This window comes from Nitratidesulfovibrio termitidis HI1 (assembly GCF_000504305.1).
Taxonomy (GTDB): Bacteria; Desulfobacterota; Desulfovibrionia; order Desulfovibrionales; family Desulfovibrionaceae; genus Cupidesulfovibrio; species Cupidesulfovibrio termitidis.
On record NZ_KI632512.1, the window covers coordinates 172,501 to 192,615 of the forward strand.

16 protein-coding genes are annotated in these 20,115 nt (G+C 66.2%); 8 read left to right on the plus strand and 8 right to left on the minus strand.

The annotated features are described in order from the left end of the window. Window positions 1–222: 222 nt before the first annotated feature. The 5 genes from xseA to dxs all read left to right on the plus strand — a co-directional run bounded on the left by xseA (window position 223) and on the right by dxs (window position 6,044). On the plus strand, window positions 223–1,722 hold the full coding sequence (gene xseA, locus DESTE_RS00875) for an exodeoxyribonuclease VII large subunit (protein WP_035064019.1): 1,500 nt from the start codon (window positions 223–225) through the stop codon (window positions 1,720–1,722). A gap of 107 nt (window positions 1,723–1,829) precedes the next feature. Continuing rightward, window positions 1,830–2,771, plus strand: coding sequence for a M23 family metallopeptidase (locus DESTE_RS00880; RefSeq protein WP_245590676.1), 942 nt, complete (start codon window positions 1,830–1,832; stop codon window positions 2,769–2,771). Window positions 2,772–2,843: 72 nt separating this feature from the next. Next, the gene (locus DESTE_RS00885; protein ID WP_035064023.1) at window positions 2,844–3,086 is read left to right on the plus strand and encodes an exodeoxyribonuclease VII small subunit; all 243 of its coding nucleotides are present in this window, start codon (window positions 2,844–2,846) and stop codon (window positions 3,084–3,086) included. Next, window positions 3,070–4,005, plus strand: coding sequence for a polyprenyl synthetase family protein (locus DESTE_RS00890; RefSeq protein ID WP_035064026.1), 936 nt, complete (start codon window positions 3,070–3,072; stop codon window positions 4,003–4,005). Before DESTE_RS00885 ends, DESTE_RS00890 begins: the two co-directional genes overlap by 17 nt. An 86-nt stretch (window positions 4,006–4,091) precedes the next feature. Continuing rightward, window positions 4,092–6,044, plus strand: a complete 1,953-nt coding sequence (dxs, locus tag DESTE_RS00895) for a 1-deoxy-D-xylulose-5-phosphate synthase (RefSeq protein ID WP_245590677.1) — start codon at window positions 4,092–4,094, stop codon at window positions 6,042–6,044. Between the two features lie 160 nt (window positions 6,045–6,204). On the opposite strand, the gene DESTE_RS00900 is transcribed toward dxs, so the two are convergent. The 7 genes from DESTE_RS00900 to dnaE all read right to left on the minus strand — a co-directional run bounded on the left by DESTE_RS00900 (window position 6,205) and on the right by dnaE (window position 16,950). Then, window positions 6,205–7,485 (minus strand): TRAP transporter large permease, encoded by a 1,281-nt coding sequence (locus DESTE_RS00900; RefSeq protein WP_035064029.1) that lies wholly within the window; start codon window positions 7,483–7,485, stop codon window positions 6,205–6,207. A 4-nt stretch (window positions 7,486–7,489) separates the two neighbouring features. Further along, window positions 7,490–8,041, minus strand: a complete 552-nt coding sequence (locus DESTE_RS00905) for a TRAP transporter small permease (RefSeq protein WP_051384248.1) — start codon at window positions 8,039–8,041, stop codon at window positions 7,490–7,492. A 106-nt stretch (window positions 8,042–8,147) separates the two neighbouring features. Then, a complete protein-coding gene (locus tag DESTE_RS00910) occupies window positions 8,148–9,140 on the minus strand; it encodes a TRAP transporter substrate-binding protein (protein WP_035064031.1) in 993 nt (330 codons plus the stop codon). A gap of 523 nt (window positions 9,141–9,663) precedes the next feature. Further along, on the minus strand, window positions 9,664–11,979 hold the full coding sequence (locus DESTE_RS00915) for a methyl-accepting chemotaxis protein (RefSeq protein ID WP_035069305.1): 2,316 nt from the start codon (window positions 11,977–11,979) through the stop codon (window positions 9,664–9,666). A gap of 177 nt (window positions 11,980–12,156) precedes the next feature. After that, complete coding sequence (locus tag DESTE_RS00920) at window positions 12,157–12,774, minus strand: MarC family protein (RefSeq protein WP_035064034.1); 618 nt, start codon at window positions 12,772–12,774, stop codon at window positions 12,157–12,159. Between the two features lie 179 nt (window positions 12,775–12,953). Further along, on the minus strand, window positions 12,954–13,346 hold the full coding sequence (gene queD, locus DESTE_RS00925) for a 6-carboxytetrahydropterin synthase QueD (protein WP_035064037.1): 393 nt from the start codon (window positions 13,344–13,346) through the stop codon (window positions 12,954–12,956). 79 nt (window positions 13,347–13,425) lie between these two features. Further along, window positions 13,426–16,950 (minus strand): DNA polymerase III subunit alpha, encoded by a 3,525-nt coding sequence (gene dnaE, locus DESTE_RS00930; protein WP_035064040.1) that lies wholly within the window; start codon window positions 16,948–16,950, stop codon window positions 13,426–13,428. A 370-nt stretch (window positions 16,951–17,320) separates the two neighbouring features. Between dnaE and DESTE_RS17085 the strand changes: the two genes are divergently transcribed. From DESTE_RS17085 to DESTE_RS00945, 3 genes are all read left to right on the plus strand, one after another. After that, window positions 17,321–17,686: a hypothetical protein gene (locus tag DESTE_RS17085; RefSeq protein ID WP_051384249.1), complete on the plus strand. Its 366-nt coding sequence runs from the start codon at window positions 17,321–17,323 to the stop codon at window positions 17,684–17,686. Between the two features lie 2 nt (window positions 17,687–17,688). After that, window positions 17,689–18,558, plus strand: coding sequence for an HD domain-containing protein (locus DESTE_RS00940; protein ID WP_035064042.1), 870 nt, complete (start codon window positions 17,689–17,691; stop codon window positions 18,556–18,558). 88 nt (window positions 18,559–18,646) lie between these two features. Further along, window positions 18,647–19,300: a class I SAM-dependent methyltransferase gene (locus DESTE_RS00945; RefSeq protein WP_084559299.1), complete on the plus strand. Its 654-nt coding sequence runs from the start codon at window positions 18,647–18,649 to the stop codon at window positions 19,298–19,300. 188 nt (window positions 19,301–19,488) lie between these two features. On the opposite strand, the gene DESTE_RS00950 is transcribed toward DESTE_RS00945, so the two are convergent. Continuing rightward, window positions 19,489–20,028, minus strand: coding sequence for a hypothetical protein (locus tag DESTE_RS00950; protein WP_035064048.1), 540 nt, complete (start codon window positions 20,026–20,028; stop codon window positions 19,489–19,491). Window positions 20,029–20,115 lie beyond the last annotated feature (87 nt).

A 20,115-nucleotide genomic window follows, 5' to 3' on the forward strand; every position in this document is an offset into this window, starting at 1 on the left:
GTTATCAGACTATGAAGAGTTACCGGGGAGGGGACCCTTTAACGCTCTGCGGTCCTCATCCGTAAGGTTCGCGCGTTGCGCTTACCTAACGGCTGAGGCAAAGGGTCTCCCTCCCCGGACCCCACCCCCCCCAAATTTTTTAATTGGCCCATCGCACCCGAAAGGGGGTGCAGGGGGCAGCGCCCCCTGCCCGCCGGAGGCGCATAAAAAACCTCGCGCGCCATGAGCACCATCTACACCGTGGGTGAATTGACCCGGGCCATCCGGGCCGCCATTGAGGGCGGATTTCCCTTCGTGTGGGTGCGCGGGCAGGTGAGCAACCTGTCGCGCCCGGCCTCGGGGCATTGCTATTTCGCGCTCAAGGACGAGGACGCGGTGCTGAACTGCGTGTGGTTCCGGGGCAACCAGCGCGACGCGGAACATTTCGATCCCATGACCGGCGAGGTGTTCGAGGACGGGCCACGGCCCGGCTTGGCGCGCACCATGGCCAACGGGCAGGAACTGCTGTGCGCGGGGCGGCTGACGGTGTACCCGCCGCGCGGCGGGTACCAGTTGGTGGTCGAGATGGCGCAGGACGCGGGCCTGGGGCGGCTGCACGCCCAGTTCGAGGCGCTGAAGGCCCGCCTTGCCGAGCGGGGATATTTCGACGCGGCGCGCAAGCGACCGCTGCCGCGCCATCCCAGGCGGGTGGCGGTGATCACGGCTTCCAGCGGTGCGGCGGTGCGCGACTTTCTGCGCATGGCGGACGAGCGCGGCTGGGGCTGCGAGATACGCATCCACCCGGTGCCGGTGCAGGGCGACGAGGCCCCCCCGCGCATCGCGGCGGCGCTGGCCGAGGTGGCCGCGCAGGGCTGGGCGCAGGTGGCGGTGCTGATTCGCGGCGGCGGTTCGCTGGAAGACCTGTGGGCCTTCAACGACGAGCGGGTGGCCACTGCGGTGTTCGGCAGCCCCTTGCCGGTGCTGGCGGGCATCGGCCACGAGGTGGACCACACCATGGCCGACATGACCGCCGACGTGCGCGCGGCCACGCCCACCCACGCGGCGCAGTTGCTGTGGCCGGAGCGGCGTGAACTGGCGCAGCGCGTGGACGAACTGGAAATGGCCCTGACGCGGGGCATGGAACGGCGCTTCGCCCGGCTGGACGAACAGTTGGGTGCGCTGGTGCGCGGGCTGGCCTGGCTGTCGCCGGAACGGGCGCTGGCCCGGCTGGATGAACGCTTTGCCGACGCGGCGGCCCGCCTGGGCCGGGCGTGGGATGCGCTGGCGCTGCGCGATGCGGCGCGGCTGGACGCGGCGGACGCGGCCTTGGCCCGCAGGCTGGGGCCGGAGACGTGGGAGCGCCGTGAACGCGCCGTGGACGCGCTGGAAGCGCGCCTGCATTGGGCAGGCGAACGTGCGGTGACCGGGCGTGAGCATGAGTTGGAACGTCACGCCCTGCGGCTGGACGCACTGGACCCGCTGCGCCCGCTGGAGCGTGGCTACAGCCTGGTGCGTCGGGCCGACGGCGGCTTTTTGCGCAGCGTGGCTGAGGTGGCACCCGGCGATGCGCTGGCCGTGCTGGTGCGCGACGGCGAGGTGGACGTGACCGTGCGCGGGGCGCGGCCCGGAGAGATGCTGGAGCCGGGCGGCGCGACCGATGCTGGCCGCACTGCGGGAAACGGCGATAACGGCGAGAATGCCGGAAAGGGCGCCACGGAGCGGGACGCCGGAGATATTTCGTGATGCAACGGTTTTTGTTTTTCGGGTTGGGGGGATATAGTGGACGATGTGGTCTCGGGGTCGCTCGCCTGCTGTTGATGTCAGCGGTTAGCTGGTGTCTGGCCGTTCCCTTGGTTCTGCTGCCGGCGCTGCTGCCCGTTGCTTCGGCCACACCCGCACAGGCGGCGGTGCTGTCGCTGGATGCGCCGGAATCCACCGGCGACGGCAAGCCCTTTGTGGTCACGGTAACGGCGGATGCGCCGGGCGACGTGGTGCTGGACTGGCGCGGCCAGACTCTCACCGTGCCCGTGGCGTCCACTACTGCTGGCGCTGTCACCGGGGCCACTGCCGGAGCCTCGGCCCCCGCCCGCTGGACTGGCCAGGCCATCCTGGCCGTGCCGCTGGATGCAAAGCCGGGTACGGAAACGCTGCGCGCCCGCGTAGCCGGGCAGCCCAAGGCAGTGCCCGCCGTCACCCGCGCCATCGCCGTGGTCCGCGCCGCCTATCCGGAGCAGCGCCTGACCGTGGAGGGCAAGTACGTCAACCCGGACAAGGCCGCGCTGGAACGCCACGAGGCGGAACGCGCCCGCATCAAGGCCGCGTTGGCCCTGCGCACCCCGGAGCGGCTGTGGGCGCTGCCCATGACGCGTCCCGTGCCGGGCGACGTGTCCAGCCTGTTCGGCCTGCGCCGGGTGTTCAACGGCGAGCCGCGCGCGCCGCATCGCGGGCTGGACCTGCGCGGTGAGGCGGGTGAATCGGTGGCCGCCTGCGCGTCGGGCCGGGTGGTTCTGGCAGAGAATCATTATTTCGCAGGCAATTCCGTGTACATCGACCACGGCATGGGAGTGCTGAGCATGTATTTTCATCTGTCCGCCATGGACGTGACCCCCGGCCAGATGGTGGAACGGGGGCAGGTCATCGGCAGGGTGGGCAGTACGGGCCGGGTTACCGGGCCGCACCTGCATTTCGGCATGGCGGTGCTTGGCGACATGGTGGACCCTCAGGTATTGCTGGACCCTCAGGTATCGTTGGACAGGGCGTCCGCCAACACGGGCGCGCCCACACGGGAGTGACGCATGGCCGCGCGCACACGAAGGAATGCGGGGGCAAAGGCCCCCGTCGGTGGTGACGGTGTTGATGGTGTTGTGGAAAAGGCCGAGGCGACGGTGGATTACGAAGCCGCCATGGCCCGTCTGCAAGAGGTTGTGGCCGCGCTGGAGGCGGGCGACCTGCCGCTGGAGCGCAGCGTGGCCCTGTACAAGGAAGGCCTTGGCCTGTCCCGCGCCTGCCGCGACCGGCTGCGCACGGCCCGCAACGAGATACGCCTGTTCACCGAAGGCGGCGTAACGGATTTTGAAGGGGTGGGGGACGATGCTGACGCCGAGTGAGATCAAGGCCCGCCTGCGCGATGCTGCCGCCGGGGTGGAGCGCTACCTGGCCGCGTGCCTGGCCAACCGGGGCATTCCCGCGCGGCTGCGCGCGTCCATGGAATACAGCCTGAACGCGGGCGGCAAGCGGGTGCGACCGGTGCTGTGCCTGACCGCCGCCGCGCTGTTCGGCCTGCCTGCGGAACGGGTGATGCCCTTTGCCGCCGCCATCGAGATGATCCACACCTATTCGCTCATCCATGACGATCTGCCCGCCATGGACGACGACGACCTGCGGCGCGGCAAGCCCTCGAACCACAAGATGTTCGACGAGGCCACGGCCATTCTGGCCGGTGACGGCCTGCTCACCGATGCCTTCGATTTCATGGCTGGCGTCGGGGCGGGCGTGGGGGGCAGCGCCGCAGACGGTGACACCGCCGCCATCCCCGCCGCCAACGTGCTTGCCGCCCTGCGCGCCGTTGCCCGCGCCGCCGGTGCCCCCGGCATGGTAGGCGGGCAGGCGCTGGACATGGAGTATACGGGCCGCACGGGCGTGACCCTGGACGAAATGGCTGCCATGCACGCCATGAAGACCGGGGCGCTGCTGCGCGCGTCATGCCTGTCCGGCGCATTGCTGGCAGGTGCCGACGCCGACGCGCAGGCCCGAATCGGCGATTATGGCGCGCACATCGGCGCGGCCTTCCAGATCGTGGATGATATCCTCGACGAGGTCGGCGACGAGGCGGAAATCGGCAAGCCCGTGGGCAGCGACGCGGAGCAGGGCAAGACCACCTACCCGTCGTTGCTGGGCGTGGAGCGCAGCCGCACCCTGGCCCGTGAACGGGCCGACGCGGCCATAGAGCGGCTTTCGCCCTACACCGGGCCGGACGCCGATTTCCTGCGCAGCCTGGCCAGCTATATCGTGGATCGCGCTTCCTGACGCCGCGCGAGAGCAATGTACGGCACGACAACAACGCCTTGCCTCACCGGGCGCGCCCCGCGCGGCCCGATAACGGATACCCACGCATGACCGGACAGCTACCGCCCTCGCTTTTTCCTTCGGGACATCCCCAAGGGCAATTCGCTGACACGCCCCTTCTGGATTCCCTCGCCAGCCCGCGCGACGTGGCCGGTCTGGCCCCCGAGTTTGTCCCGCAACTGGCCGACGAACTGCGTCAGCGCATCATCGCCACCGTGTCCCGTAACGGCGGACATCTTGCTCCCTCGCTGGGCGTGGTGGAACTGACCATCGCGCTGCTGACCTCGTTCGACGTCGAGCGGGACAAGGTCGTCTGGGACGTGGGGCATCAGGCGTACGCCTGGAAGCTGCTGACGGGACGCGCCGCCAGCTTCCACACCCTGCGGCGCGGCGGCGGCATCAGCGGCTTTCCCAAGATGACGGAAAGCCCGTACGACCACTTCGGGGTGGGGCATTCCTCCACGTCCATTTCCGCAGCGCTGGGCATGGCCATGGCGCGCGACCTGGCCGGGGGCGACAGCAATGTCGTGGCCGTCATCGGCGACGGCTCCATGACCGCGGGTCTTGCCTTCGAAGGGCTGAACCAGGCCGGGGCCATGGACCGCAAGCTCATCGTCGTGCTGAACGACAACGAGATGTCCATTTCCAAGAACGTGGGCGCGCTGTCGCTGTTCCTCAGCCGCAACCTGTCCAAGCGCTGGGTGCGCCGCATGAAGAAGGATATGGAAACCTTCATGCGTTCCATCCCCGGCATCGGCGAGGACATGCTGGGCTACGCCAAGCGCAGCGAACACAGCCTGAAGGGGTTCTTCACGCCGGGCATGCTGTTCGAGGCGTTCGGGTTCAACTACATCGGTCCGGTGAACGGCCACGACGTCAAGGCGCTTACCCGCACCTTCGACATGGCCCGCACCCTGGATGAGCCGGTGTTGCTGCACGTGCTGACCCGCAAGGGCAAGGGTTACGCCCCGGCGGAAACCAACCCCACCCATTTCCACGGGGTGGGCCGCTTCGAGCCGGAAACGGGCAGGGCCGCCAAGCTGGCCGACGCCCCGGCGCTGCCCAGTTTCACCGACGTGTTCGGCGAAACGCTGTGCATGCTGGCCGACGAGGACAAGCGGGTCATAGCCATTACCGCCGCCATGCCGGAAGGCACCGGCACCAGCTGTTTCTGTACGCGTCACCCCGAGCGGTTCGTGGATGTGGGCATCTGCGAGCAGCACGCGGTGACCTTTGCCGCGGGCCTTGCCACGCAGGGGCTGCGGCCGTTCGTGGCCATCTATTCCACCTTCCTGCAACGCTCGTACGATCAGGTGGTGCACGACGTGTGCATCCAGAACCTGCCGGTGGTGTTCTGCGTGGACCGCGCCGGTCTGGTGGGCGAGGACGGCCCCACTCACCACGGGGTGTTCGACCTGTCGTACCTGCGACACATCCCCAACATGCACATTCTGGCCCCGCGCGACGAGGCGCAACTGCGCCACGCCATGCGCACCGCCCTGGCTTTGAACGCGCCGATGGCCATACGCTACCCGCGCGGCGTGGGCACGGGGGCCGCGTTGCCCCCGCGCGGCGAAGTGCAGCCCCTTGGCCGGGGCGAGGTGTTGAAGCAGGGTCGGGGGGTGGCCGTCATTGCCTGCGGCAGCCGGGTGGCCCCGGCGCTGGAGGCGGCGGAACGGGTGGCCGAGGAATCGGGCCGTCAGGTCACCGTGTTTGACGCCGTATGGGTAAAGCCGTTGCCGGAAGCGCAATTGCTGGAACTGGCCGCCACCCATGATGCGCTGCTGTTGCTGGAGGAGAACGCCCTGGCGGGCGGATTCACCTCTGCCGTGCTGGAATGTCTGGCCGACCACGGCGCGCTGCGCGGGCAGGCCATCCGCAGGCTGGGCGTGCCCGACCACTTCGTGGAGCATGGCAGCCAGAAGGAACTGCGGGCCAAGCTGGGCCTGTGCGTGGACGGCATTGAAGAGGCTCTGCGGAGCATGCTGGGGCTGGAGTAAGCCTGGCAGACGTTTCCGGTTGCGGAATCTCATGCAATGAACGCGGCGGCGGGAATATCTTCCCGCCGCCGTTCGCGTTGTCCGGGCGGTCGACGCAAAAGGGGCACGCGGACGAGAGTCCGCGTGCCCCGTGTGTTTGCGGGCAGCCGGGTATCGTGCGCTACATCAGCCAGCGCAGCGGAATCAGGGACAGCTTGGGGAAAAGCACCAGCAGGAACAATACCACGACCTCGATGAGGATGAACGGCAGCATCTTGAGCACCAGTTCGCTCAGCTTGATGTTGCCGATGCCGCACACCACGTACAGTACCGTGCCCACTGGCGGGGTGATGACCCCGATGCCCAGGTTCAGCACGAACAGCAGGCCGAAGTGGTACGGGTCGATGCCGGCCTGCTGGATCAGCGGGTAGAACACGGGGGCGAAGATCAGGATGTTCGGCGTAAGGTCCATGACCATGCCCGCCACCAGCAGGAAGCACATGATGATCAACAGCAGCAGCGTGGGGCTGTCGATGAACGGCGCGAACAGGTTGGTGATGTGCATGGGGATCTGGGCCAGGGTGATGAAGTAGCCCACGGCGGATGCCGTGGCCACGATGAGCATCACCACGGCCGTGGTGCGCGCTGCCGCCGCGCTGACGCGCAGCAACTGCCGCAGGGTCAGTTCGCGGTAGTAGGCCATGCACACGAAGATGGCGAACACCGCCGCAACGGCGCCGCCCTCGGTGGGGGTGAACACGCCGAAGCGGATGCCGCCCAGCAGCAGCAGGGGCAGCATGAAGGCGGGGCTGGCGTCCTTGAGGATGGCCAGCTTTTCCGCGCGGGTGAAGTGGATGGTTTCGGTGTATCCATCCTTGCGCACCACGAACCACCACATGACCAGCAGGCCCAGGCCCAGCATCAGGCCCGGGAACAGGCCGACCATGAACAGCTTGGTGATGGACAGGCTGACGGTGGACCCCAGGATGATGAAGTTGGTGCTGGGCGGAATGATGGGGCCGAGGATGGCGCCAGAGGCGATGATGCCCCCTGCGCGGCCCTTGTTGTAGCCCACCTGCTGCATCATGGGCAGCAGCAGGCCGCCCAGGGCGGCAGCCTCGCCCACCGAACTGCCCATGAGCCCGGCAAAGATGATGCTGGCGACGATGGCCGCGTAGCCAAGGCCGCCCTTTACCCCGCCGATCATCAACTGGGCCAGTTGCACCACCCGTTTGGACAGGCCGCCCACGGCCATGATCTCGCCCGCGAAGACGAAGAACGGAATGGCCATCAGCGGGTAGTTGTTGGCGCCGTCCAGCATGATGTTGGGGATGGTCATGGCATCCCACATGCCGGAATTCCACATCAGCACGATGGAGCACAGCACCAGCACCATGGAGATGGGAATGCCAAGGCACAGGAAGACGGCCAGGCTGCCGAAGAAGTAATAAAGCTGTTCCACGGCGTTACTCCTTGGTCTTCTGCATGGCTTCTTCAAGCATGTCGGGGCGGACGAATTCGCTGGCCGGCTTCTTCAGCAGGCGGATGAAATCGGGAAGCTTGATGAGTATGGCGGCGGCGGCCATGATCGGCAGGGTGCCGTTGATGAACGCCATGTTCACGTTGGTGGCCACGGAGTTGGTGTCCATGGTCTGCTGCACCAGGATGATGCCGCCCCACAACAGCAGGCCCAACGTGGCCAGGGTGAGCGATTGCGCGATGATGTCGATGCACTTGCGCAGCATGCCGCTGGTGAGGTTGGTGAACATGTCCACCGCGATGTGCCGGTTGCGGTAGAATGCTTCGATGGCCCCGAAGAAGGTGATGTAGATGAACAGGAAACGGGCCCATTCCTCGCTGGGGGCGAAGCTGGATCCGAACACGTAGCGGAGGAAGGCGTTGTAGAACACAAGGCCGATCATCCCGAGGAAGATGACGGCGCAAAAAACCTCGAACGCGAACTCACCCTTGCTCGTGGTCGGCGGGATGGCCACGTTCGGCGTGGTGTCGTGGGTCATGGATGTCTCCACAGCGGTTACGGTACTCCGGGGCGGGGTGCCGCCCCGGATGCCGAAAAAAAGGGAACCCCTTGCAGGCAAAGGGTTCCCCTCGTCGTTACGACGGCTACTTGTACGATTCGGCGCTTTCCAGGATTTCCTTGGCGTTGGGCACGGTGTCGTAGAACAGCTTCCAGCTGCGCTTGCCCGCGGCCTTCATGGCGTCGTGGAATTCGGGGGTGGGGGTGGAGACGGTGCCCTTGTTTTCCTCGATGGTCTTCACGGCGTTCTTTTCAAGCTGGGCCATCAGGTTCCACACGTAGTCGGCGGATTCCTTGGCGGCCTGGTTCACCCAGCCCTTTTCCTGCTCGGAAAGGCCCTGGTAGAACTTTTCGTTGATGTACAGCGAGTGGATGACCAGGATGTGCCCGCTCAGGGTGATCTGGGGGGCGATTTCGTACATCTTCAGGGCGATGATGTCGGCGAAGGGGCTGTCGCCGCCGTCGATGACGCCCTGGTCCAGGGCGCTGGGCACTTCGGCGAACGGCATGGGCTGGCCGCTGATGCCGCATTCCTTGGCGAAGTTCAGGTACAGCGGAATGTTGGGCACGCGCAGGCGCAGGCCCTTCAGGTCGTCCATGTTTTTCAGGGGCTTCTTGGTGTAGAAGTGGCGGAAGCCCAGGGGGAAGGCGTTCAGGGTGCGCAGGCCCGACTTTTCGGTGAAGCCCTGGTTGATCAGCTCAAAGGTCTTGCCTTCCATGGCCCGGCGGGCGTGGGCCAGGTTGTCGAACAGCATGGGCGTTTCCAGCATGGCCATGGCCGGGTGCAGGGCCGAGGTCTGGGTGCCGGTGGCGCACATCTGGATCATGCCGCGGCGGGTGTTGGCGATGTAGGCGTCTTCCTTGCCCAGTTGGCTGTTGGGAAACACCTGCACGGTGAACTTGCCGCCGGACAGCTTGGCGAGGATTTCGCCGAACTTGTGCATGCCCAGGGTTTCCGGCTCGCCCTCGGGCTTCATGCCGGCGATCTTGATGACCACCTGGTCGGCGGCGGAAGCGGTGGCAACCATGCCGCAGGCGAATACGGCCAGCGCGAGGAGGATAGCGAGAGATTTCTTCATCATGTGCTCCTTCTGTATCCTGGTGGGTGTACGAACCAGGGCGGCCCGGCGGACCGCCCCAACAGGCGTTGGAGCGCAACGTCGGTTCGCCCGCCACAAGGGTACGGGAGGGCAGGGACGCAGCGCTTTCCGGACGGGATGACAGGCAGGGGACAAGCCGTGCGCGCAGGCAATGCGCAGGCAAGCGCGCATGGCATGCGGAGCGCGTGCATGGAAACAACCCCTCGACCATCCCGCGCTCAGATAGCAATAGAAAATTTTTCAGAATACTGGAAGTTGGAAACGGTCATGTTACGAAACAATGACAAATTTGAGACAAAACTGTGACCTGGATGATAATGTTCGTAAATACAGATAATTGCATGTATCGGGCGGTGTGGATAGCGGAGAATGTGGCGGGGACAGGCCTGCGATGTGCGGAGTGGGGAGCGGCGGGGGGCGTTGTGTGTGGGATGGCAGGGGCAGGCAAAGGACAGGGAGCGGGGGGGGCGGAACAATATCCGCCCCCGTCCGGTGATGGGTGTCAGGCGCGCATTTCCGCGATGATGGATTTCAGCTCCACGGCCAGCCGGGCCAGTTCGGTGACGGCCTGCGACGACTGACCCATGGCTTCCGCCGTTTCCGAGGCGATGCGGTTGATGTCTTCCGTGCCGCGCCCCACCTCTTCGCTGGCGGCGGACTGCTGCTCGCTGGCCGCCGCTATGGCGCGCACGTTGTCCGAGGTGCGTTCCACCAGCCCCACGATGCTGCGCAGCGAATCGCCGGAAAGGTTGGCGGTGCGGGTGCAGTCCACGATGGCGGCGGTGGTGTTTTCCGTGCTCTGGATGTTGGCCCGCGCGCTTTGCTGCACCGAGCGGATGTAGCCGCCCACCTGGGTGGTGGCGGTCATCGTCTTTTCGGCCAGCTTGCGCACCTCGTCGGCCACCACGGCAAAACCGCGCCCGGCGTCGCCGGCCCGCGCGGCCTCGATGGCGGCGTTCAGCGCCAGCAGGTTGGTCTGGTCGGCAATGTCGGCGATGACCGTCATGATCTGGCCGATGCCGTCGGCCTGGCGGCCCAACTCGGTCATGTCGGCCTTCAGGCTTTCCGCCTGGCCGTTGATGGCGTTGATGGTGTTCACCACCGATTCCACAAGGCGCGCCCCCTCCTGGGCCTGCGAGCGGGCGGAATCGGCAAGGTCCGCCGTTTCCGCGGCGTTGCGCGCAACGCTCATGGATGCGGCATTCATTTCCTCCACGGCGGCGGCTGCCTCTGCCGTGCGGCCCCGCTGCTCGTCGCTGCCGCGGGAAGACTGTTCGATCTGCGCGGCCAGTTGCTCGGACGCCGAGGCCAGCATGTTGGCCACTTCATCGGCCTTTACCGCGGCATGGGCGATGCGTTCGTTCTGCTGCTCTATGCGGGCGTGCTGGGTCTTGATGTCCGTCTGGTCCGAAATCAGGGCAAACCCGGCAATGAGCGTGCCGTCCAGGTCATACATGGGGGCTGCGTCCACGCTGGCGTGCAACCGCGCGCCCTTGCGCCCTGTCAGTTCCGTCTGCACGCCGCGCTGGGCGCGGCGCTCGGCCATGCAGGCGCCGATGACCGTGGCATGGTTGTCGTCGCCGTGGAAGATGCGCCCCACAGGCACCCCCATGAAGGACTGCGGGTCGCCGTCGATCTGCATGTAGTCGAGAGTGGCGCGGTTGACGAACAGCACCCGCTGGTCGGGCCCGGCCACCACGCAGGGCAGGGTGATGCCGTCCAGCAGCCCCTGCGCGAAACCCAGCTTGTTCTTGAGCTCGCCCACCATGGCGCGCACGTTGTCGCCCAGGCTGCGGAATTCGTACTTGAAGTTCTGGTGCAGGTCGGCGTGCAGGTTGCCCCCGGCCACGGCGCGGGTGAATGCCTCGATGTCCGCCACCGGACGGGCCACCAGCCGCCGCACCAGCAGCGAGATCACCCCCGCCAGCACCAGCAGCGCCGCCGCGCCGATGCCCAGCAGGGTGTTGCGCTGGGCGATGGCGGTGCCCGCCAGTTCGTCGGTGTAGGCGCTCATGCACACCAGCCAGCCGGTTGTCGGTTCGGTGGCGACGGTCATGTATTTGCGCCCGTCCTGCCAGTCATAGAAGGCGTTGCCGTTTTTCATGGACAGGGCGGTGCGCACGAATTCGTGCCCGGTCAGGTCCTTGAGCATCATGTTCTTGTCGGGGTGGGCGATGATGTGGCCGCTGCCGTCCAGCATGAAACCGTAGCCGCGCTGGCCGAAACGCAGCCCGCTGACGAAGGTGGAGGTGAAATTTTCCCAACGCGGGAAGATGCCCACCCCGCCGATGACCCGGCCATCGGCATCGCGGATGGCCTTCACCGCCACGAAGATGAACATGTTGCCGCCGCCGGACCTAGCGGTGATGATGGACTTGCCGATAAAGCTGTCCTGCCCGGCCATGACGGCCCTGAAGTAGTCGCGGTCGCCGCGCTTGCCGCCGGTCAGGTCTTCCATGTCGGCGTTGATTCCCGCACGGATGATGCCCTTGTCGTCGAAGACGAGGGCCGACCAGATGTTGGGATCGTTGCGCACGATGTCCTTCAGGCGGCCCTGGGCAATGGCGGCATCGCCGGTCAGGGCTTCCAGCACGAGCCGCTGCCTGGAAAGCGCGTTGATGGTGCCGATGAAGTTTTGCACGTACAGCGCCAGCGCATCGCGCGCGCTTTCGCCTGCCTGTTCCATGGCGTGCTGTTCCAGTTCCAGCGCCATGCGGTACGAGGAACCCGTCACGTAGTATATGATGCCGCCGAATGCCGCTATGACGGCCACCATGACGGAAACGATGAACACCGGTGCGACGCTTTTCGCTTTCATGAACACCCCTGGCTGCTGCGATTTTACTCTTGTACAAGAATTAGACGCATGATGCATGGAGTGTCAAGGAATGCGGGTACTACCTTGAGTATGGGGGGAAGGAGAAGGGAAGCGTCCTGCCTGCAGTATGCATTACCCCATACGGGGCGGGATGCTGTCGGCAGCATTGCATCGCCGTTACAATGACGTGACGAAAAGGCGTATGCCGTTTTCCAGCATCTGTACGGCCATCATGATCAGCACGAGGCCCATCAGCCGCTCCATGGCGCGCATGGTGCGCGGGCCCAGCAGGCGGGCGATGTCCGGGGTGAAGGCCATGATGGCGGCGGTGGCCGCCCAGGCCATCAGGATGCCCGCCAGCACGTTGACCTGGGCCATCATGCCGCCCTGGGCCTGTCGGGCAAAGACCATCACCGCCGCCAGCAGCGATGGCCCGGCGATGAGCGGCACGGCAATGGGCACGATGAACGGATCGTGGGCCACGGCTTCGGTGTCGCCCTCCTGCGGCGGAAAGACCATCTTCATGGAAATGATGAACAGGATCAGCCCGCCGGACAGGCGCAGGGTGGACTGTTCTATTTCCAGCATGCCCAGCAGTGCATCGCCCAGCACGTGAAAGCCCAGGATGATGCCGAGGGCGAACAGCAGTTCGCGCCGCAGTATGGCGCGCTGCCGGGCCTCGCCGTGCTCGCGCAGCATGCCGAGGCAGGCGGCGGCGTTGCCCACCGGGTCCATGATCAGGAACAGCGGCAGGGCGATCTCGAAGGCGGTGCGGAAGTTGAAGGCGTCGAACATGAGGTGATCCGTGTAGTGAGGATGGTCCGTTTTATCGGGGGGCCATTCTGGCCCGTGTGGTGGCGCGGGGTTCCGGTTCCGGCGTGACAGGTCGGACGAAATGGTGCGCCCGGCGGGGCCGCGCTATCGCGGGTGCCGCCGGGCGGAAACTGTCGGGGCGGCGCCGCCGCGCTATACGGCTATTCGTCGATTTCCATGTAGGTGGCCGACTGGGCGGCCTTTTCCGACACGGTCACGGCGTGCAGGCGTACCCCGTGCGGGGCCAGGCGCGGCGCAAGCTGCTGCCAGATGTGCCGCGAAAGGTTTTCGGACGAGGGATTGATGGTGTCGAACGGCGCAACGTCGTTCAGGTTCTTGTGGTCCAGGGTGTCGAGCACTGCGTTCAGTTCACGCTTCAGCACCTTGAAGTCCAGCACGATTTCTGTGTCGCCGGTCAGGCGGTCACCCTCTGCCACCATTTCCACGGCAAAGTTGTGGCCGTGCATGGATTCGCATTTGCCTTCGTAATGGCGCAGCGCGTGCGAGGCGCAGAACTCCGAGCGCACGGTCAGCCGCCAGATGGATTTTTTCACGGTGTGTCTCCTGAGCGATGAGGCCAGAAAAAACGAAAGGTACAGGTGCGTTCAGGGCTGTTGCCGACAGGGTGCGGCGCTATTCGGGCCCTTCGGTCCAATGGGCAATATCGGTTTCGAACGCCGGGCCGGGCTGCACCATCCACTGCGGGCCGAACTGCAGCAGGCACTCGGACTCGTCCACCACCAGCCGCACGTTCACCGGCACCGGGCCGCGGTGCCGCTCCAGTATGGCGCGCAGGGCGGCAAGGCTGGCCGGCTCCACGCGGGGCAGGGGCATGTCGATGGTCACGGGCTGGTCGCTGGCGCCGCAGGCCCGGGCCAGCGGAATGACCTTGTCGCCCAGCAGCTTGATTTCGCGCGGTATGTCGTCGTCTTCTTCAGGCATGCCCCCTGCGCCGGACATGCCGTCGCCGCCCCCGTTGCCGTTCCTGCCGCCGTCGTCGTTCTGCTGCTTGCTGATGGTGGCCTCCAGCAGCAGCGGCTGGTCCGACTTCAGCAGTTCGCGGAATTCCGCATACGGTTCGGGAAAGAACACGCATTCACCGGACGCGGTCAGGTCTTCCACCTGCAGAAAGGCCATGCGCGCGCCCTTCTTGGTCATGTGCTCCTTGATGCCGGTGACCAGCACGGCGGTCTTCAGCGACATGCCGGGGGCCATGTCCCGCGTTTCGTCCAGCGGGGTAAGGCGCAGGCGGAACAGTTCCTTGCGGTAGGGCTGCAGCGGGTGGCTGGTCAGAAAGAAGCCCAGCGCCTCCTTTTCGAAGCGCAGCTTCTGGTCGTCGTCCCATTCTTGGGCCTGCTGCTCCTCGCAGTCAAAGCCGATGCCGGGGCACACGGCGGGCTCTTCCGGCACCATGGTGAACAGCGAGACCTGGTTGGATTCCTTGTCCTTCAGGCGCTTCTGGGCCTTGCTGACCACGTTGTCCAGCGCGGCCAGCATGCCCGCGCGGGTGCAGCCCAGGCAATCGCACGCGCCGCCCTTGATCAGGCTTTCCAGTACGCGCTTGGTCACCTTGCGCAGGTTCACGCGCATGCACAGGTCCAGCAGCGAGGCGAACACCCCGCCTTCCTCGCGGGCCTCCACTATTTCGCGGATGGCTTCGTCGCCCACGTTCTTGATGCCGCCAAGGCCGAAGACGATGGCCCCCTCGTGCACGGTGAACTCGCGGCGGCTGGCCTGCACGTTGGGCTGCAATACGGCAATGCCCATGTCCTTGCACGCGGCCACGTACTTCAGCAGCTTGTCCTGGTTGCCCATTTCGGACGTGAGCAGGGCGGCCATGAACTCGGTGGGAAAGTGCACCTTCAGGAACGCGGTGTAGTACGAGATGAGCGCATAGGCCGCGCTGTGCGACTTGTTGAAGCCGTACTCCGCGAACTTTTCCATCAGGTCGAAGATTTCGTCGGCCTTGGCCTTGGGAACCTCGTTCTTCTGCGCGCCCTCCACGAACTTGATGCGCTGCTGGCCCATTTCCTCGGCGTTCTTCTTGCCCATGGCGCGGCGCAGAAGGTCGGCGCCGCCCAGGGTGTAGCCCGCCGCGATCTGGGCGATCTGCATCACCTGTTCCTGGTACACGATGACGCCGTAGGTATCGCGCAGGCAGTCTTCAAGCGAGGGCAGGGGGTAGGTGACGGGCACCTCGCCGTGCTTGCGCTTGATGAATTCGTCCACCATGCCCGAGCCCAGCGGGCCGGGCCGGTACAGGGCCAGCATGGCGATGACGTCGTCGAAGCAGGAGGGCTTGAGCATGCGCAGGTACTGGCGCATGCCCGAGCTTTCCACCTGGAAGATGCCGTCGGTGTCCCCGCGCGAGTACAGCTCGTAGGTTTCCGGGTCGTCCAGGGCCAGGTTGTCGAGGTCGGGCGGGGTCTTGCCCTGCCGGGCGATCTCGTCCAGCGAATCCTGCACCAGGGTCATGGTGCGCAGGCCCAGAAAGTCGAACTTCACCAGCCCGACCTTCTCGACCATCTTCATGTCGAACTGGGTGACTATTTCACCCTTCTTTCCCCGGTACAGCGGCAGGTACTCGCGCATGGGCTTGTCGGACACCACGACCCCCGCCGCGTGGGTGGAAGCGTGGCGCGACAGCCCTTCGAGCCGCATGGAAACGTCCAGCAGCTTGCGGATCTGCGTATCGGTCTTGTACAGCGCGGCCAGGTCCGGTTCCGCGTCGATAGCCTTCTTGACCGTCATCTTCAGGTCTTCGGGCACCAGCTTGGCGATGCGGTCGGTCTCGGCAAAGGTCATGCCCAGGGCACGGCCCACGTCGCGCACCACCGCTTTCGCCTTCATCTTCCCGAAGGTGGTGATCTGCGCCACCATGTCTTCGCCGTACTTCTCGCCCACGTACCTGATGACCTCGGTACGGCGGCGTTCGCAGAAGTCCACGTCGATATCGGGCATGGACACGCGTTCGATGTTCAGGAAGCGTTCGAACAGCAGGTTGTACGGGATGGGATCGAGGTTGGTGATGCGTAGCGACCACGCCACCAGCGAACCGGCGGCGGAACCGCGCCCCGGACCCACGGGGATGCCGTTGTCCTTGGCCCAGTTGATGAAGTCCTGCACGATGAGGAAGTAACCGGGAAAGCCCATCTGGCCGATGACGTCCAGTTCCAGCTCAAGGCGCTTCCAGTACAGGTCGTGGTCGATGGTGTCGCGGTTGGGGTGGCGTTCCAGGCGGCGCTTCAGCCCTTCGCGCGAGAGGCGGCGGAACTCGTCCTCCAGGGTCATGCCCTCGGGCAGGGCGTACACGGGAAAGACGTACTTGCCGAATTCGAACTTCACCGCGCACTGCTCGGCGATGCGACCGGTGTTGGCCACGGCGTCGGGCACGTGGGCGAACGCCTTCGCCATTTCCTCCGGCGACTTGTAGTACAGTTCCTTGGTCTCGAAGCGCATCCGGCGCTCGTCGTCCACCTTGGCCTGGGTCTGGATGCACAGCAGCACGTCGTGGGCTTCCACGTCGCTGGCTTCCAGATAGTGGCAGTCGTTGGTGGCCACCAGGGGCAGCTTGGTGTGGTCGGCCAGTTCCAGCAGCTTCTCGTTCAGCTCGTCCTGTTCCTTCAGGCCGTTGGACTGCAATTCCAGATAGAAGTTGCCGGGGTAGATGGCCTCGTATTCGCGGGCGATGCGGATGGCGTCGTCCATGCCGCTGCGCAAGAGCGCGCGCGGCACCTGCCCGGCCAGGCAGGCGGAAAGGGCGGTGATGCCGCCCGAATACTGACGCAGCAGGTCCATGTCCACGCGCGGCTTGTAGTGAAAACCGTGCAGAAAGCCGTGCGACACCAGCTTGACCAGGTTGTGGTAGCCTTCGTTGTCACGCGCCAGCAGCACCAGGTGATGGCGCACGCGGGCCAGTTCCGAGGTCTTGTCCGTGTGGTCGTTGGCCACGTAGACTTCGCAGCCGATGATGGGCTTTATGCCGAACTGCTTGCAGGTATTGTAAAAGTACACGGCGCCGTAGAGGTTGCCGTGGTCGGTGATGGCGGCGGCGGGCATGCCGAAGTCCACCGCCTTGGCGCACAGGTCCTTAAGGCGGATGGCCCCGTCGAGCAGGCTGTATTCGGTGTGGCAATGCAGATGGACGAAATCGGACATGGACGTTGGACGTGTTCCCGACAGGGCGGCGCAGGCCGGGCCGCGCGGGGGCGGCGCCTGGTCGTCTGTCTGTTCGCGTGTGAATCCGGATGGTTGCCGCTCTGAAAGCCGCCCAGCGGGGCGGCGGCGGTGCCGTGACGGGGATGGCACACCCTAGCAGAAGGGGGGCGCACCCACAACGCCGGAGTGGGGGGCTGTGCGGGACGGGCGGGACATGTGGCGTCGGAATCATCGGTCGGGTGCGGGGTTCTTGCGCGTGGCTTGCCCGGCAGATGGGGAATGCGTACAACCACGGCTGCCGCCGCAGCCAGCGGACGGCACAGAAGCCAGCGGACGGCACAGGAGCCAGCCGACGGCACAGGAGGTTGACGTGTTCGATGTGACCATGGCCCATGCGGCCACCGCAGCCACCGTGGCAACGGACGCGGGGCTGGGGGGGCTGATTCTGGAAAAGGCGGGACAGTATGTTCTGATCATTGCCTTTTTCGGGTCCATCATCTGGTTTCTGCGTTTTCTGTACGGGCCCAAGGGCATATTCCGCGACCCGACCTGGGACCGCTGGAACGACCAGGCCCGGCGCGAGGCGGAGCTTGCGGCACGCGACGCCGAGGCACAGGCGCAGGCTGCGGGTTCGCACACGGCTGCCCATGTCGCTTCCCCCACGGTTCCCCCTGTCGCCCCCCATTTTGCACAGTCCACCGGGGCGGCTGCGCCTTCCGACGGGGAACGGCGGTAGCCATGGACGCCGCACGCGACATTTCCCGGCACGAGGCCTGGTTCGGCCAGTACGTGGACCGCTTTCTGACCGGCGATGCGGCGCATGACGCGCACATCGAACTCAAGCGCGAACATTCCCTGCTGGTGCTGGGCAATGCCCGCGTCATCGTGGCCGAGGCCGTGGCGGCGGGGAGCATGGACGTGGTCTGCGCCCGCGCGGCGTTGCTGGGCGCGCTGTACCACGACATCGGGCGGTTCCGGCAGTATCGGCGCTGGCAGACCTTCAGCGATGCGCGTTCGGTCAACCACGGCCTGCTGGGCGGGTGCGTCCTGAACGACGAACGCCCCCTGCGCGACGAGGCCCCGGCCGTGCGGCATCTGGCCGCCTGCGCAGTGGTGCTGCACAACCGCTTTGCCATTCCGGCGGGCGTTTCCATGCGCGCCCGTCAGGTGACCCGCGTGGTGCGCGATGCCGACAAACTGGACATCTTTCGGGTGCTGGCCGCCCACATGGAACCCGGCGGCCCCCGCGACGACGTGGTGGTGATGCACCTGCCGGAAGTGCAGGGGGCGTGGACCCCCGCCGTGCTGGACGCGGTGCGCGCCGGGCGTCTGGCCAGTTATGCGGACATGCGCTGCCTGAACGATTTCCGCATCCTGCTGTGCGGCTGGTGTTTCGACCTGGGGTTTGCCGCCTCGCGCAGGCTGCTGCGCGAATCCGGTCGGGTGGAACAGTTGCTGGCGTGGCTGCCCGCGCCGGACGAGGTGCCGGAAATGGCCGAACTGCGCTGCCGGGTGCTGGCGGCCCTGCACGATGAAAGCGACATGTCGGATTGCCGCGCCGACATGGCAGGCACTGCCGTGGAAAATTCGGAATCCGTAACCCCGTAATCACGCGACCATGTGATGGTTGATGGGCACGCTTGCCCGCCCCGTACCTTGCGGGTGTCGCCCCATGCCCCAAACCCCGGAAAACTCCATGACCGCCGACCCGTATGCCCGCATCGCGGCGTGGTATGACACGCTGCTGAACCCCGTGCTGGACGGGGTACGCCGGGCCGTGGCCGACGTCTGCCGCGCCGAGCGGCTGTTGCGGGTGCTGGACGCCTGCTGCGGCACCGGGCGGCAATGCGCGGTGCTGCGCGGCGCGGGCGTGACCTGCGTGGGTACGGACCTTTCCCCGGCCATGCTGGGCGCGGCGCGAGCGGTGTCAGTTTCCGCAACGTCACCCCTGTTTTCTTCTCCTTCGCTTGCATTGTCGCGCGCCGATGCGCGCGCGCTGCCCTTTGCAGACAATGCCTTCGACGCGGTGGTGTTGTCGCTGGCCCTGCACGAAATGCCGGAAGCCATGGGCAACGCGGCCCTGACCGAGGCCCTGCGCGTGGCCCCGCGCGTACTGCTGGCCGACTACCGACTGGCGGAGCGCAACCTGGATCTGCCCGCCGCCCTGTTCGTGCACCTGCCGGAGCGGCTGGCCGGGGCGGAGCACTATCGCAACTTCCGGGGGTTCATGGCCCGTGGCGGTGTGGAGGGGCTGGCGCACCGGGCGGGGTTGTCGGTCATCCGCCGCGAACGGTTGTTCGGCGGAGCCGGGGCGTTGCTGCTGGCAGAGCGGAACAACAAAGCGAGATGACGACACGCGCCGACGGGTGCAGTGACGGGCGCGATGCCTGCACCATGCCTCCCGTACCTGCTTCGTACATGCTCCATGCTTGGCGCGCACACCATGTTCCTGTTCGCCCATAACGCGAAACGCCCGGTTCAAGCCGGGCGTTTCGCGTTCAAGGACGGCAAGGCCGCCATACGGGCAGAGCCGGTGCGTCACTGTTTCGCCGTTCCCTCTCCGGTGGCGGCAGCGGGCACGGCGGCCACCAGGTCCAGGGTTGGCTGGGTCACCCGGCCCTCGGCCAGCAGGCGCTGGCGGGCGTCGGCCACGCGCAGGATGGACAGCGGCGTTGCCAGCAGCGGCACCAGGCCGGAGGTCAGGGCGTCGCGGTAGTAAGCGGTGTCCTCGTGCTTGCCCAGGAACTCGCGCAGGGTGGCGTCGAGGGAATAGCCCTCTTCCCTGAAGGCATCGTCAAAGGCGCGGTACATGTCCAGCCGCAAGCCTTCCCCGGTGAATTTCGGGCCGGTGGCCGTGCCGGTCAGCGCGCCCAGCAGCCCTTGCACCACGGCCTGCTGCCCGGCGCTGACGGCCTTGTTCTGCACCCGTTCGAACACCGGTTTGGTGCAGCTTTCACGCGGGGGGCAGACCCGCCCGGCACAGGCGGCGCACAGGGCAACTGCAACCAGCAGCACGAGGACGGCGGCTTTCGGAAGGGCGGCGCGGGTGGGGAATGCGCTGTCGGGCGTGAAGGGCATGGCACGGTCTCCTGCGTGACGTTGATGGCCAAGGGCGTATCTTTCAATAGGCCGTGGGGCGTGCCGATGCAACCGGTCGGAGCAGGA

Excerpts from the sequence above, each read along its gene's own strand:
- xseA (WP_035064019.1), top strand. The coding sequence starts at position 223 with ATGAGCACCATCTACACCGTGGGTGAATTGACCCGGGCCATCCGGGCC.
- DESTE_RS00890 (WP_035064026.1), top strand. The coding sequence starts at position 3,070 with ATGCTGACGCCGAGTGAGATCAAGGCCCGCCTGCGCGATGCTGCCGCC.
- dxs (WP_245590677.1), top strand. The coding sequence starts at position 4,092 with ATGACCGGACAGCTACCGCCCTCGCTTTTTCCTTCGGGACATCCCCAA.
- DESTE_RS00905 (WP_051384248.1), bottom strand. The coding sequence starts at position 8,041 with ATGACCCACGACACCACGCCGAACGTGGCCATCCCGCCGACCACGAGC.
- DESTE_RS00910 (WP_035064031.1), bottom strand. The coding sequence starts at position 9,140 with ATGAAGAAATCTCTCGCTATCCTCCTCGCGCTGGCCGTATTCGCCTGC.
- DESTE_RS00915 (WP_035069305.1), bottom strand. The coding sequence starts at position 11,979 with ATGAAAGCGAAAAGCGTCGCACCGGTGTTCATCGTTTCCGTCATGGTG.
- DESTE_RS00920 (WP_035064034.1), bottom strand. The coding sequence starts at position 12,774 with ATGTTCGACGCCTTCAACTTCCGCACCGCCTTCGAGATCGCCCTGCCG.
- dnaE (WP_035064040.1), bottom strand. The coding sequence starts at position 16,950 with ATGTCCGATTTCGTCCATCTGCATTGCCACACCGAATACAGCCTGCTC.
- DESTE_RS00940 (WP_035064042.1), top strand. The coding sequence starts at position 17,689 with ATGGACGCCGCACGCGACATTTCCCGGCACGAGGCCTGGTTCGGCCAG.
- DESTE_RS00945 (WP_084559299.1), top strand. The coding sequence starts at position 18,647 with ATGACCGCCGACCCGTATGCCCGCATCGCGGCGTGGTATGACACGCTG.
- DESTE_RS00950 (WP_035064048.1), bottom strand. The coding sequence starts at position 20,028 with ATGCCCTTCACGCCCGACAGCGCATTCCCCACCCGCGCCGCCCTTCCG.